Source organism: uncultured Flavonifractor sp. (assembly GCF_944385615.1).
In the GTDB taxonomy this organism is placed as follows: domain Bacteria; phylum Bacillota; class Clostridia; order Oscillospirales; family Oscillospiraceae; genus Flavonifractor.
In genome coordinates this window covers 17,611-31,590 of sequence record NZ_CALWXV010000029.1, presented here as the reverse complement: position 1 = coordinate 31,590, position 13,980 = coordinate 17,611, and the positions used below count along the sequence as shown (strand labels likewise).

General features: G+C 61.2%; 14 protein-coding genes. 1 reads left to right on the top strand and 13 read right to left on the bottom strand.

Going from position 1 to position 13,980, the window contains the following annotated elements:
- Window positions 1–105 precede the first annotated feature (105 nt).
- From rsfS to Q0J75_RS08595, 12 genes are all read right to left on the bottom strand, one after another.
- On the bottom strand, window positions 106–465 hold the full coding sequence (rsfS, locus tag Q0J75_RS08650) for a ribosome silencing factor (protein ID WP_297199688.1): 360 nt from the start codon (window positions 463–465) through the stop codon (window positions 106–108).
- A 16-nt stretch (window positions 466–481) separates the two neighbouring features.
- Window positions 482–2,014, bottom strand: a complete 1,533-nt coding sequence (locus tag Q0J75_RS08645; RefSeq protein WP_297199684.1) for an LCP family protein — start codon at window positions 2,012–2,014, stop codon at window positions 482–484.
- Between the two features lies 1 nt (window position 2,015).
- On the bottom strand, window positions 2,016–3,224 hold the full coding sequence (yqeK, locus tag Q0J75_RS08640; RefSeq protein ID WP_297199681.1) for a bis(5'-nucleosyl)-tetraphosphatase (symmetrical) YqeK: 1,209 nt from the start codon (window positions 3,222–3,224) through the stop codon (window positions 2,016–2,018).
- A 21-nt stretch (window positions 3,225–3,245) separates the two neighbouring features.
- The gene (gene yhbY / locus Q0J75_RS08635; RefSeq protein WP_297199677.1) at window positions 3,246–3,569 is read right to left on the bottom strand and encodes a ribosome assembly RNA-binding protein YhbY; all 324 of its coding nucleotides are present in this window, start codon (window positions 3,567–3,569) and stop codon (window positions 3,246–3,248) included.
- Window positions 3,553–4,152, bottom strand: coding sequence for an XTP/dITP diphosphatase (locus Q0J75_RS08630; RefSeq protein WP_297199674.1), 600 nt, complete (start codon window positions 4,150–4,152; stop codon window positions 3,553–3,555). Before Q0J75_RS08630 ends, yhbY begins: the two co-directional genes overlap by 17 nt.
- Window positions 4,153–4,155: 3 nt before the next feature.
- Window positions 4,156–4,857, bottom strand: coding sequence for a ribonuclease PH (gene rph, locus Q0J75_RS08625; protein WP_297199671.1), 702 nt, complete (start codon window positions 4,855–4,857; stop codon window positions 4,156–4,158).
- Window positions 4,858–4,906: 49 nt separating this feature from the next.
- Entirely contained in the window at window positions 4,907–5,806 is a 900-nt protein-coding gene (gene ftsY / locus Q0J75_RS08620) for a signal recognition particle-docking protein FtsY (RefSeq protein WP_297199668.1), read from the bottom strand.
- Between the two features lie 82 nt (window positions 5,807–5,888).
- Complete coding sequence (gene smc, locus Q0J75_RS08615) at window positions 5,889–9,458, bottom strand: chromosome segregation protein SMC (protein ID WP_297199665.1); 3,570 nt, start codon at window positions 9,456–9,458, stop codon at window positions 5,889–5,891.
- 398 nt (window positions 9,459–9,856) lie between these two features.
- On the bottom strand, window positions 9,857–10,528 hold the full coding sequence (gene rnc, locus Q0J75_RS08610) for a ribonuclease III (RefSeq protein WP_297199662.1): 672 nt from the start codon (window positions 10,526–10,528) through the stop codon (window positions 9,857–9,859).
- A gap of 64 nt (window positions 10,529–10,592) precedes the next feature.
- Window positions 10,593–10,826, bottom strand: a complete 234-nt coding sequence (gene acpP / locus Q0J75_RS08605; RefSeq protein ID WP_297199657.1) for an acyl carrier protein — start codon at window positions 10,824–10,826, stop codon at window positions 10,593–10,595.
- Window positions 10,827–10,919: 93 nt separating this feature from the next.
- Window positions 10,920–11,957 (bottom strand): phosphate acyltransferase PlsX, encoded by a 1,038-nt coding sequence (plsX, locus tag Q0J75_RS08600; RefSeq protein WP_297199654.1) that lies wholly within the window; start codon window positions 11,955–11,957, stop codon window positions 10,920–10,922.
- 107 nt (window positions 11,958–12,064) lie between these two features.
- Entirely contained in the window at window positions 12,065–12,313 is a 249-nt protein-coding gene (locus Q0J75_RS08595) for a helix-turn-helix domain-containing protein (protein WP_297199651.1), read from the bottom strand.
- Between the two features lie 70 nt (window positions 12,314–12,383).
- Between Q0J75_RS08595 and Q0J75_RS08590 the strand changes: the two genes are divergently transcribed.
- A complete protein-coding gene (locus Q0J75_RS08590) occupies window positions 12,384–12,638 on the top strand; it encodes a hypothetical protein (protein ID WP_297199641.1) in 255 nt (84 codons plus the stop codon).
- A 21-nt stretch (window positions 12,639–12,659) separates the two neighbouring features.
- On the opposite strand, the gene trmFO is transcribed toward Q0J75_RS08590, so the two are convergent.
- Complete coding sequence (gene trmFO, locus Q0J75_RS08585) at window positions 12,660–13,970, bottom strand: methylenetetrahydrofolate--tRNA-(uracil(54)-C(5))-methyltransferase (FADH(2)-oxidizing) TrmFO (RefSeq protein WP_297199638.1); 1,311 nt, start codon at window positions 13,968–13,970, stop codon at window positions 12,660–12,662.
- Between the last annotated feature and the right edge of the window lie 10 nt (window positions 13,971–13,980).

Below are 13,980 nucleotides of genomic sequence, written 5' to 3'. Positions count from 1 at the left end.
GACGCCTCTCCGCCTAAAGCTTAATATTTCCTACCAGGGCTCTTTTTTGTACTGTCCGCACAAGATGGGGCAGTTCATTCGCCAGACATCTTTTTTGCGAAAAATTCAGTTCTGCGTGAGCACGCCGGACAGGTCTACCGGGGTGGCGTCGCTCCAGAGGCGCTCCAGATCGTAAAACTCTCTGGCCTCCTCGTTGAAGATGTGGACCACCACAGAGGAGAAGTCCAGCAAAATCCAGGTACCGCCCCGGTGGCCCTCCACATGGTGGGGGGGCTCCCCGGCGTCCTTCAGCTCCTTCTCGCACACATCGGACAGGGCCTTGATCTGGGTGGTAGAGGTGGCGGAGCACAGCACAAAGTAGTCAGCCAGAGTGGTCAGGTGGCCGGTCTCCAGCACCTTGATATCCAGGCCCTTTTTGCTGTCCAGGGCCTTGGCGGCCAGCAGGGCAATTTCTTTGGGTGTCAGCATTGATCTCTCTCCTTTACTCCACAGGTTCCATCCCCGGACCGGTTTCCGGTGTGGAGACGGCGGGCTGCGGTGTGGATTCCGGCGTAGCGGCCGGCGTGGGGGCAGGGCTAAAGACTGGGGTGGGGGTTGGCGTAGCCTGGGGCGTGGTAGGATCGGCCGACGGCGTGACCGACTCCACCGGGTCGGGCGTAGCCGACGGCGCGGGGGTGGAGGTGGGCTCCTCGCTGGGCTCCGGCGTACTGCTGGGCTTGGGCGTGGAAACGCTGCCGCCGCCAGAGCTGCTGGAATTGCCGGAGCTGCTGCCGGAACTGCTGGACCCGCCGGAACCGGTCTGAGGCCGGGTGGCATAGGTATCCTCCACATGGCCGCTGGTGGAGGACAGGGAGCCATCGTCGTTGACCATCATGATATCCAGTTCATTCAGTTGGATCTCTTCCAGATAGGGATTGAAGTAGGTATTCACCATCTCCAGTGTCTCATCGGGAATGGGTGTGACATAGGACTGATGATTGCCCACTGTGCGGCTGTAGACATAGACGCCCTCACAGGGCAGGGTCATAAAGTTGACGTTTTCCATGCTCAGCCCACCCAGAATGGCCTCCTGGGCAAACCAGGCAATGTTGTTTACTGTCAGAGTGTTCCGGGTATCCACGTTATCCATGAAGATCTTGGCCAGGGCGGGGATCTTGTCCACCGTCAGGCTGGACAGGCACTTCTCGATGACCGCTTCCAAAAACGCCTGCTGGGTTTCGATCCGGCCCAGGTCGCCGTTGACATAGCCGCCGTAGGAGACCACCTGGCCGTTGACCACCTTGTCGTTGTTCTTCCGCCAGCGCAGCAGCTGCATGGCCTTGTCGCCGTCGATGTTCTGGGGACCGGCCTCCAGGTGGATGTAGAGATCCTGGGTGGGGTCCTCATAATTCATGTCATAGGGCACATCAAACCAAACCGGACCGATGGCGTCCACCAGCTCGCCCACGGCCTCCCACTCCACCACCACGGTGAAGTCGGGCTGGAAGCCGATCAGGTAGGAGATCTCCTCCTTCAGGTAGTCGATGCCGTCCTTATCATACCGGGAAGCCCAGTTATAGATGGAGTTGACCTTCTTCACATCCCAGGGCACGTTGACCATGGTATCCCGGGGAATGTTCAGCACGTTCAGCTTTTGATTGGGGATATCATAAGACATGACCATGATGGTGTCGGTGTTGCCGCCGCCGCCGGTATCCCGGCCCACCACCAGGAAGGTATAAAATTCTTCCTTCCGGTCGCCGGACAGCTTGGGGCCGCTCAACTCCTCCACACCGGCAGAGGCTTCTACCTCCGGCACTTCCACCGTGGGGAGCTCCGGTTTTACCACCAACATCTTGTAGGCGATAAACAGCGCCACAATCAGGGCCGCGATCACAGTCGCCACAATCAACAGGATGCGCAGCGCCTTCTGCTTGGGCGTGCGCTGGGGCTTGGGTTTCTTCTGCTTGGGCGGCTTTTGCTCCTTGGCGAGCCGGGCGCCGCCATGGCTGTTCTTTTTCTCTTCCGGGTTCATCTTATGGTTCCTTTCTGCTGGATTTGTTCCTCAGCCAATCCCTGGCCTGCAGTGTGTTCTGGTGGACCGGCAGCTTCCGGTCCGCCATCTCCTGAACGCTCATCTCACACCCCGCCAGCACCGCCTGATCCAGATCCTCATAGGCCAGCTTCCTCAGGCGCTCCACCCCGGGGAAATCCCGGTTGGGCTCCATATAGTCGGCAATGTACAGGATCTTTTCCAGCAGGGTCATATCCGCCTTGCCGGTGGTATGCCAGAAGATCGCGTTGTAGATCTCGTCGTCCACTCCATATACGTCCCGGGCCACACACGCCCCCGTCTTGGAGTGAAGCAACTTCACCGCATGCTGTTCCAAATCATCCAGTACGATACCATATTTGCGGCATAATTGCAACTGTTCGTCCATCTCCAGATACTTGGTGATGTCGTGGAGGATACCTGCCCGGCGGGCCTTTTCCTCATCAGCCCCCCAGCGGCGGGCCAGCCGCACCGCTTCCTCCTCGGTGCCCCTGATGTGGGCAATCCGCTTGGCCCGGATCATGGAACAGGCGCAGGCCCGCAGCTCCCGGTCGGGTAAGTGCTTGAGGTCATAGTGGACGCCGTACAGACCGTGACGGATGATGTAACCGTACACCGCCGGAGGCAGATACGCCTGCCCCTCCCCTTTGGCCAGCAGCTCTCTGAGCTGGGTGGAGGACACATCCACAATATGGGGCAGCTGGAGCACGCAGGTGCGGGCTCCAAAGGTCTTTTGCAGGTAATCGGCCTGGATGGCCAGGGCCTCTCCACTGTCCGACTGGGTGCGGGCAAAGGTACACACCCCAGCCAGGCGGGTGATCCGCTCCGGCTCCCGCCAATGCTGAAGGGTAAGGAACATGTCCGTGCCCATCATCAGCCACAGCTCCGCCTCCGGATGCTGGGCATGGAGCTGTTCCAGGGTATCGGCGGTATAGCTCTTGCCGGGGCGGGAGAGCTCAATGGCGCTCACGCCGATCCGGTCGGGCAGCAGCAGGCTGTCCGCTGCCAGCTCTACCATGGCCAGCCGCGCCTCCGGGGAAGGACTGCCCTGGGGCAGCTGCTTATGGGGCGGCTCCGCCGCCGGGACGAACTGCAAGTGGTCCAGCCCCAGGACGTCCATCGCCGCCTGGGCTGAGGTCAGATGCCCCAAATGGGGCGGATTGAAGGTCCCGCCATAGATACCCAGCTTCATGACCATGCCCCCTCTTTTTTATTATGCTTTCCGTTTTTTGTCCGATACCAGTACGATTTTGTCCTTTTTGTCCTTCTTGTGGGTTGGACGATACAAAACAAATTTTGTTCCGATCACCTGCACCACATCGCTGCGGGTCTTTTGGGCCAGCTCCTCCGCCGCCTCCCGGCTGGAGAGCAGGCTGTTCTCCAAAACCTTACCCTTGATGAGCTCTCTGGCCTCCAGGGCATCGTCGGCCTGCTTTACCAGGTTCTCCCCGATGCCGTCCTTGCCCACATGGAGGATGGTGTCGATGCTGTTGGCCAGCCCCCGCAGCTGGGCTCGCTGCTTACTTGTCAAGTCCATTTAGATAGTTCTCCAATTCTGTTTTAAATTGTTTGAGCGCATTTCCCCGGTGGGAAACGGCGTTTTTCTCTTCTGGTGTCAGCTGAGCAAAGGTCTTTTTCAGCCCCGGCAGGAAAAACACCGGGTCATAGCCGAAGCCACCCTCCCCTCTGGGGGCGTAAGCAATGGTGCCGGGGCACTCTCCCCGGGCCTCCACCTTGTCCCCGTTGGGGAAACAGCAGCAGATGCAGGAGACAAATTTTCCCCGTCGGTCCAGCTGGCCGCGCAGATTCTCCAGCAGCAGCTTGTACCGCCCGGCGTCGTCCAGATCAGGGCCGCCGTACCGGGCGGAGTACACCCCCGGCGCTCCATTGAGGGCGTCCACACACAGGCCGGAGTCGTCGGCGATGGCGGGTAGGCCGGAGGCCTGGCACACCGCGTGGGCCTTCAGATAGGCATTTTCCTCAAAGGTGGTGCCTGTCTCCTCCACGTCCACATCTACGCCCACGTCGGACTCCAACACCACTTCCACTCCCAACTGGGACAGAATGTCCTTCATCTCGGTGAGCTTATGGGCGTTCTTACTGGCCAATACCATTTTCATCTCTTATCCCTCCAGCACTTGCTTCTGGATGGCCTGAAGCTGGCCGATGCCTTTGGCGCACAGGTCCACCAGAGCCCGCTGCTCCTCAATGGTGAAGGCCCGGCCCTCGCCGGTGCCCTGAAGCTCCACCAGCTTGCCATCCCCGGTCATGACACAGTTCAGGTCTACCTGGGCGGAGGAATCCTCCTCATAACACAGGTCCAGCAGAAGTTCATCGCCCACGATGCCGGCGGACACCGCCGCCACGCTGTTCACCAGAGCGTCCAGGGCTCCCACCTTTTTCAGGGCCAGAGCCAGGGCCACATAGCCGCCGGTGACGCTGGCGGTGCGGGTGCCGCCGTCACCCTGAAGCACATCACAGTCCACAGTGATGGTGCGCTCCCCCAGCTTTTTCATATCCACGCAGGCTCGGAGGGACCGGCCCACCAGCCGCTGGATCTCTGCAGAGCGGGGAGACAGCTTCAGCTTGGCAATGTCCCGCTTGGACCGTTCCCGGTTGGCCCGGGGCAGCATGGAGTACTCGGCGGTGACCCAGCCCTCCCCCTCAGGAACATGGGGCGGGGTGCGGTCCTCCACGCTGGCGCAGCACAGCACCTGGGTATTGCCGCAGCGGATAAGACAGGAGCCCTCGGCAAATTGATTGAAGTTGGGAATGATCTCCACAGGCCGCAGCTGGTCCGCCGCCCGTCCGTCGATTCTTGCCATCATCATAACCTCCAAACGCGGGCCGATGTGGGCATCGGCCCCTACAAAATCAGATCAGTGCGTTTACAAATGCCTCGGCCTCAAAGGGCATCAGATCGTCGATGCCCTCGCCCACGCCGATGTACTTCACCGGCACCTGGAGCTCCTGGGCGATGGCGATGACGATGCCGCCCTTAGCGGAGCCGTCCAGCTTGGTGAGGACGATGCCGGTGATGCCGGCGGTCTCCTTAAACTGCTTGGCCTGGATCAGGCCATTCTGGCCGGTGGTGGCGTCCAGCACCAGCAGAGTCTCCCGGTCACAGTCTGGCAGCTCCCGGTCTACCACCCGGGAGATCTTGTTGAGCTCGTTCATCAGGTTCTGTTTGTTGTGCAGCCGCCCGGCGGTGTCGATGAGGATCACATCGGTGCCTCTGGCCTTGGCGGCGGTGAGGGCGTCATACACCACAGCGGCGGGGTCGGCTCCCTCGTGCTGGCGTACCAGCTCCACCCCGGCCCGCTGGCTCCAAATCTCCAGCTGGTCGGCGGCGGCGGCCCGGAAGGTGTCGGCGGCGGCCATCAGTACCCGCTTGCCCTCCCCCTTCATCTTGGAGGCCAGCTTGCCGATGGTGGTGGTTTTGCCCACCCCGTTTACTCCGATGAACAGGGCCACCGAGGGGGTGGTGGTCAGATGGAGCTCCGGCTTGCCCACCTGGAGCATTTCGGTGAGCACCCGCCGCAGGCAGGCCCGGGCGGAGTCCATGTCCTTGATTTTCTCCTCCTTGACCCGGCGGCGCAGGGTCTCCACCGCCTTGAGGGTGGTGTCCACCCCCATGTCCCCCAAGATGAGTGTCTCTTCCAGCTCGTCATAAAAATCGTCGTTGAGTTCCCCGGCGAAGATCTGCTCGATGCTGTGGCCGATGTTCTCCTTGGTGCGGGTCAGGCCCGCCTTGATTTTCGCAAAAAAGCCCATGTCGGTTTTGGTTCCTTTCGGTCATTGATAATATAGATATTTTTTAATCCTAGGTATTTTTACACCATGTTAGTATGCGCTATCACTTGATATGCAGCTCTTTTTCCACATCGTTCAGGTTAATAGTGAGCATCCGGCTCACTCCCCGCTCCTGCATCGTGACGCCATAGAGCACGTCAGCCTCCTCCATGGTGCCGCGGCGGTGGGTGATGACGATAAACTGGGTCTTGTCCGCCATCTGGCGCATATAGCGGGCAAACCGCACCACGTTGGCGTCGTCCAGAGCCGCCTCGATCTCGTCCATCACCACGAAGGGGGTGGGCCGCACCTTCAGAATGGCAAAATACAGGGCGATAGCCACAAAGGCCTTTTCACCGCCGGATAGCAGGGAGAGTACTTTCAACGCCTTGCCCGGGGGCTGGACCTTAATCTCAATGCCGCAGTTGAGGATATCTTTTGGGTCCTCCAGCTCCAGGGTGGCCTTGCCCCCCCGGAACAGCTCCACAAAGGTCTGCTGGAAGGCTTCATTGAGGATAGCAAATTGCTGGGCGAAGATGGAGCGCATCTCCTCGGTGATATCGGCAATGATGCCCTCCAGCTCCCGCTTGGAGGTCTGCACGTCGTCCCGCTGATCAGTAAGGTAGGTGTACCGCTCGTTGATGCGCTGGAACTCCTCGATGGCGTCCAGGTTGATGTTGCCCAGATCGGAGATGGTCTTTTTCAGCTCTCCCACCCGGCGCTGGGCCTTGGGCACGCTCTCCAACTCTACCCGCTGGGCCAGGGCCGCCTGATGAGACAGCTCATAGGTCTCCCACAGCCGGTCCAGCAGGTTTTTTTCCTCCATCTCGGCGGCGGCCTTCTTCTGCTCCAGCACCGAGACCTCCCGCTGCAAATTGAGCAGGGCGCTGTTCTTGTCCCGGGCGTCCCTGTCGGACTGATTGCGCTTGGCCTCCAGAGCCAGCTTTTCATCGTTGATGCGGCCGATGCTCTCCTGCCGGGCCTCATTCTCCCGGCGGATGGTTTGCAGCTGCTTCTCCTTCTCCTTGATCTCCCGCTCCAGATCCTTGTTTTTCTCCTGGAACTGGGTGAGCATCTGCTCCCGCTCGGCTTTGTCGCCGGTCAGGTCCCGGCGCAGCTCCTCCAGCTCGGCCATGGACTGCTGGGCGGCCTGGCCCTCGGCCTCCAGCGCCGCCAGGCGCATATTCAGTCCCGCGATGGTCTCCCCCAGAACGGCGGCCCGCTCCTGGGCGGCGGCCTGGCCCTTGGCCTTGCCTTCGGCCTCAGCCCGCAGAGCGGCGGCAGCCCCCTCCAGGGCTTCCACCCTGGCCCGGGCAGCTCTGGTATCCGCCTCGATTTGAGCGGAGCGGGCCTGGAGCTGTTTCAGCTCCTCCCTCTGGTCGGCCTGCTGCTTGTTCAGAACGCCCAGCTGGGTATCCAGATGGCCCAGGCGTTCCTCCAGCTTTAAGATATCGTCCTCATGGCGGCGCTGCTGGGCCTGGACCTGCTCCAGCTCATAGGAGGCCGCCGTCACCTCCCGGCGGGTTTCCTCCCTGGCCCGGGCGGCCTCGGCCAGCTGTTTGGTCACCCCTGAGCGCTGCTGGGCCAGCCGCTCCAGCTCATTGGCCCGGCTGAGGATGCCCGCGCTGCGGGAGACGGAGCCGCCGGTCATGGAGCCGCCGGGATTCAAGACCTGGCCGTCCAGGGTAACAATTTTGAACCGGTGGCCGTACTTCCGGGCCATGGCGATGGCCCTGTCCATATCCTCGGCCACTACGGTACGGCCCAGCAGATTGGAAAAAATCTTCTCATATTGGGGGTCAAACCGGATCAGCTCATTGCCCAGGCCCACAAAGCCGGGTTCCTTCCGCACTCCCTGGTCCCGGAAGTCGGCGGGGCGGATGGTGCTCAGGGGCAAAAAGGTGCTCCGGCCGCCGTCCCGGCGCTTCAGGTACTGGATGGCGGCCTTGCCGTCCTCCTCCCGGTCCACCACAATATGCTGCATGGCGCCCCCCAGGGCGATTTCAATGGCCACGGCACAGGCGTCCGGCACATGGATCAGTCCGGCCACCGGGCCGTGGATGCCCCGGAGCTGACCCTTTTTGGCCTCTCCCATCACCAGCTTTACCGCTTTGGAGTAGCCCTCATACATTTTTTCCATCTCGGAGAGCATGTGGATGCGGGACTGGAGGGCGTTGTCCTCCATCTGGAGCTTGACGTGACGCTCCTCCGCCTCCTTGGCCTTCCGCCGGCGGCTCTCCATCCGCAGGGCGTGGCCGTCGATGACATTTTGCAGGCTGTCCCGGTCCTCTCTGGCCTGGTCCAGCTCCTGGGCGGCCTGGCGGCGGCTTTCCTCCGTCTCCTTCAGCCGCTCCTCTCCGGCGGAGAGCTCCTGGCGCATGGCCCCATCCCGGTCCAGCACCTCCTGGGCGGCTGCGGCCAGGGCGGAGATCAGGGCCTTGGCGTCGGCGGCGGAGGCGTTTTCCACCGTCTCCTTCCGGCGCAGGTCCTCCAGCTCCTGGGCGATGGCCCCCGCCGAGCGGCTGGCCGAGTTGGCCTCGTTCTGACAGTCGGTCAGCTCCTGCCGGAGGGCGGCGGACTGGGCTGCCAGCTCCTCCAGCCGGGCCTTCCGCTCCCCGATCTGGGCGGCGATGGAGTCGGCCCGGCCCTCCTGCTGCTCCAGCTCCCGCTGGATGCGGTCCCGGTTTTCCAGGTTATTCTGGATATTGGCCTTTAGGACCGCAATGGCGTTTTCCAGACCGTTGGCGTCGGCGTCCCGCTGCATCATCTGAAAGCGGACCCCTTCAGCCTCCACATCCTTCTCCCGCATCTGGGCGGAAATGGCCTCGGCGGCGGCGTACAGCTCCTCCACCTGCTTTTGGACCTCGCCCCGCTGGCGGACCGCGTTTTCATAGTCGGACAGGGTCTTGATGGCCCCGGCCCGGATCTTTTCCAGCTGGTCCAGCCACAGGGAGATCTCCAGCCCCCGCAGCTCGTCCCGCAGGATGAGAAACCGCTTGGCCTTTTCGCTCTGGGCCCGCAAAGGCTCCACCTGAAGCTCCAGCTCGTCGATCTTGTCGGTGATGCGTACCAGATTTTCCTGGGTGCGCTCCAGCTTGCGCTCGGCCTCCTCCTTCCGGTGGCGGAAGCGGGAGATCCCGGCGGCCTCCTCAAAGACCTCCCGGCGGTCGCCGCTTTTGACGGACAAGATCTCGTCGATACGGCCCTGGCCGATGATGGCATAGCCCTCCCGGCCCAGGCCGGTGTCCATAAACAGCTCGTTGACGTCCTTCAAACGGACCGAGCGGCGGTTGATGTAGTATTCACTCTCGCCGGAGCGGTAGTACCGGCGGGTGACCATGATCTCGCTCTCCTCCAGCTGGAAAAGCTGATCGGTATTATCCAATACCAGGGATACCTCCGCGAAGCCCTGCTGCTTGCGCAGGGCGGTGCCGCCGAAGATCACATCCTCCATCTTGCCGCCCCGGAGGGCTTTGGTGGACTGCTCCCCCATCACCCAGCGGATGGCGTCCGAGATATTTGATTTTCCGCTGCCGTTGGGGCCAACGATGGCAGTGATGTCCTCTCCAAAGGAGAGCACCGTTTTGTCGGGGAAGGATTTGAATCCCTGGATCTCCAGTGCTTTTAAATACAAGGCGGCACCTCGCAACTCATATACTTCTGAATAAAGTATTATATCAAGGAATGGAGGCTATTGCAAATCCTTTTGGATGGCTTTTTCTCTCTGAAACGCACAAAAGCAGGACTGTGGAAGCTCCACAGTCCTGCTTGTTTGGATGGTATACCGCCGGGGCGGGCGGCTGATAGCCGCCCCTACGCTGGTTCTGTTCAGCCCTTCAATTTTTCTATAGCAGCCTTGGCGGCATTCTGCTCCGCCGCCCAAACGGCATATGCCGTTTGGGACCCCATCTTATCATCTGCTCGGGGGAAGTGAATTCCCCCGGCATCAAGATTTTGCTCCGCAAAATACTTGGCGCCGCTATGCGGCGGCTCGCTTCCGCTCGCAAAAGAGGCGGAGAGCCTGGCAATTTCTCAGCCTTTCAGCTTCTCAATAGCAGCTTTGGCGGCGTTCTGCTCCGCCTCTTTTTTGCTGCGGCCCTTGCCCTGGCCGATGGGGGCGCCGTTCAGGTCCACCTCCACCGAGAAGATCTTGGCGTGGTCGGGGCCTTCGGCGCCGATGAGCTGATAGCCCAGCACCTGGCCGCTCTCCCGCTGGACCAGCTCCTGCAGCGCGGTCTTGTAGTCCCGGCTGGCGCTCTTCTCCTCTTCCCGGTCCAGAATGAACTTCTGGATGATCTTCCTGGCCGAGCCGATGCCCCCGTCCAGATAGACGGCGGCGATCACCGCCTCCACCGCGTCGGCCACGATAGAGGGCCGCTCCCGGCCGCCGCCGGCGTCCTCGCCCTTGCCCAGCTTCAGATAGGCCCCCAGATTCAGCTGCTGGGCCACCTCCACCAGACTGCCCTCGCACACCAGAGCCGCCCGGGTACGGGTCAGATCTCCCTCGGGCAGGTCGGGGTGGGTGCGGAACAGATAGTCGGCGGTCACCATGCCCAGCACCGAGTCCCCCAAAAACTCCAGCCGCTCGTTGCTCTGGCAGCCTCTGGCCTTATTCTCGTTGGCGTAGGAGCTGTGGGTCAGGGCGTTTTCCAACAGGGCCCGCTGCTGAAAGCGGTAACCCAGCTTTTCTTCCAAGGCTTCCATGGCTATCTCTTCCTTTCATGACAGGAGCCCCGCCATTGGCGGGGCTCCCCTGTCTGCTTTTGTGTCAGTCTTCCAGCTTGGACTTCAGATAGCGGACCAAGTCGGCCACGGTGGCAATTCCGGACAGGTCGTCCTCGTCCATATTTTCCAGGCCGAACTCCTCTTCCACCGCCATAGTCAGTTCCACGATGTCCAGAGAGTCGGCGCCCAGGTCCTCGAAGGAGGTGTCCATGGTGATGCTGTCGGCTTCCACTCCAAACTGCTCGGACAGCAGACCGGCGATCTTCTCAAATATCATGTTCATCTACTCCTGTCGTATCCGTCGTCCGACGGCTTCATTGCTCTTGCACTATGATAATAGGCAAGTTTCCATCGCCTGTCAATAGGAAACTCAAATTTTTTCCTCCGGGCTGTTGGGCAGGCGCATGTACTCGATGTTCTCCACCAGGTCGTCGATCATGCCGGAGGCGGCAAAATCCCGGGCCTGCCAGATGGCGTTGCGGATGGCGTAGTCGTTGGAGGAGCCGTGGGCCTTGATGACCGGCTTGGAAATGCCGATGAGGGCAGTACCGCCCACCTCGCTGGAGTCCATGCTCTTCTTCAGCTTTTTCAGCCCCCCGGACACCAGCACCGCCGCCAGCTTGGTCAGCAGGTTTTTGGTAAACATGGCCTTGAGCTGTTTGGACAAAAAGCCGCCGGTACCCTCCATGGTCTTGAGGAAAATGTTGCCCGAGTAGCCGTCGGAGACGATCACGTCCACCTGGCCGTACACTGCCTCCCGGGCCTCTACATTGCCCACAAAGTGGATGCGCCCGGCCTTTCCGGCAGCGGTGAGCAGGGCGTGGGCCTCCCGCTGCAAGTCGGTGCCCTTGGAGGGCTCGGCCCCGATGTTCAGCAGGCCCACCTTGGGTTCGGGGCGCTTGAGCACCCGCTCGGCGTAGTAGGAGCCCATAAAGGCGAACTGGAGCAGATACTCCGGGGTGCCCTCAGCGGTGGCGCCGCAGTCGATAAGCACCGCCCCGCCGGCGCCGGTGGGCACCACAGGGGCCAGAGCCGCCCGGCGGATGCCCCGGACGCGTTTAATCATCAGCGTGGCGGCGGAGAGCAGGGCTCCGGTGCTGCCGGCGGACACAAAGGCGTCGCCGCCGCCGTTTTTCAGCAGGTTGAGCCCCACGGTAAGGGAGGAGTCCTTCTTCTCCCGGAAGGCGGTGGCGGGGTTGTCGCACATCTCCACCACCTGACTGGCGTGGGCGATCTCCAGACCGGGGGGCAGCTCGTTGATGCCGTCGTCCTTCAGCACCTTGAGGATATCCTCCCCACGGCCCACCAGGACCACCTCTACCCCCAGTTCCCGGACCGCGGCCAGCGCGCCCTTTACATTGGAGACGGGAGCGTTGTCGCCGCCCATGGCGTCTACGATGATCTTCATACGGTTCTCCTCTTCTTTCTATGTTGGTTCTCTGGGAAAAGGCTGGCGGGCGATTGATAATCGCCCCTACAGGCAGGCAAACCGGACAACTCCTGTAGGGGCGGCTATCAGCCGCCCGTTGTCTCCTCCCGCAAGGGCCTGGGTTCGTCGGTCAGGCCCAGCAGATAATCAGCAGAAATATTGTAATGCTCACAGATTTGGGCCAGCTTCGCAAAAGTAGATGCCTTTCGCCCGTTCTCCATTTCGCCTATCTGATTTGGCTTTACCCCCAATAGTTCCGCCAACTCTTGCTGTGTCTCACCACACAGTTTTCGCAAATCTTTTAACCGTGTGCCAAATATTTCATTGGAGTACACCAAATCACCCCTTGACTACCCCACTGATAGCGTGTATAATAAACACACGCTATCAGTGGGGGTGATAATGATGACAGATTTTCTGGACGCATTTTTAGACCGCGCTTTGCTGGAAAAGGAACTGGACCTGACCCAGGTGCCCGGCTATCATGCCCGTTCCCTGGCGCTGCGCAAATACTATGATGAGATCCACCATACGCTGGGTCTGGACTTTACCGACAGGCTGACATCCCTGGAAGCGGAACAGCGGTACCAGGAGAATCTGGCCTGTTTCCGCTATGGCTTTCGCCTGGCCGGGCAATTTTTCCGGGAGATATTCCGCTAGCGGCGGGGGCAAGCCCCCGCCCTACAGGTCCGCCCCGTTCAGGGTATCCAAAAGCTCCAGCGCCCGCTTGGAGAGCTCGGCGTTCTTGTTCCGCTTGCCCTTGACCTTGTAGCCCAGGGGCAGGATGATGCCGAAATTCACGTTCATAGGCTGGAAGTCGGTAACGCTTTCGTTGCTCACATACAGCGCCAGAGCGCCGGTGGCGGTCTCTTGGGGGAAGTCCACCGGGGGCTTGCCCTGGAGCCGCCGGGCCAGCTCCACCGCCGCCAAAAAGCCGGAGGCGGTAGACTCCACATAGCCCTCCACGCCGGTGATCTGCCCGGCAAAGCAGATCCGGGGGTCCTTTTTCACCCGGTAATACCGGTCCAGCAGCCGGGGGGAGTCCAGATAGGTATTGCGGTGCATGACGCCGTAGCGGACAAACTCGGCGTTTTTCAGGGCGGGAATCATGGAGAACACCCGCTTCTGCTCCGGCCATTTCAGGTGGGTCTGGAAGCCCACCAGGTTGTAGATGGTGCCGCCTGCATTGTCTCTCCGCAGCTGCACCACGGCAAAGGGCTCCTTCCCGGTCTTTGGGTCCTTCAGGCCCCGGGGTTTTAGCGGCCCGTAGCACAGGGTCTGCTCCCCCCGGCGTGCCATGACCTCCACCGGCATACAGCCCTCAAAGACGTTTTTGTCCTCAAAGCCATGGACCTCCGCCTCCTGGGCGGAACACAGCTCCTTCCAGAAGGCCAGATATTCCTCCTGGGTCAGAGGGCAGTTGATATAGTCCGGGGTGCCCTTATCGTAGCGGGAGGCAAAAAAGGCGCTGTCCATATCCACGCTCTCAAAGGTCACCAGAGGGGCGGCTGCGTCAAAAAAGTTGAGGTAGTGGCTTTCCGGGAAAAAATCCTTGATGGCCTCCGCCAGCGGGTCGGAGGTGAGGGGCCCGGAGGCCACGATCACGTTCCCCGTCTCCGGAATGGCGGTGACCTCCTCCTCCACCACGGTGATAAGGGGATGATTTCTGATCTGCTCCGTAATGGCCTGGGCAAAGCCGTGGCGGTCCACCGCCAGCGCGCCTCCCGCCTCTACCCGGTGGGCGTCGGCACAGGAAAGGATGAGAGAGCCCATCCGGCGCAGTTCCTCTTTCAAGAGGCCCACCGCGTTCTCCAGCTGGTCGGAGCGGAGGGAGTTGGAGCACACCAGCTCTCCAAACCACTGGGTATGGTGGGCGGGGGTCATTTTATGGGGTTTCATTTCCTTCAGGAGCACGGGGATGCCCCGCCGGGCCAACTGCCAGGCGGCTTCACTGCCTGCCAGGCCCGCGCCGATGACAAGTACTGGTTCCATGTTTTCTCCT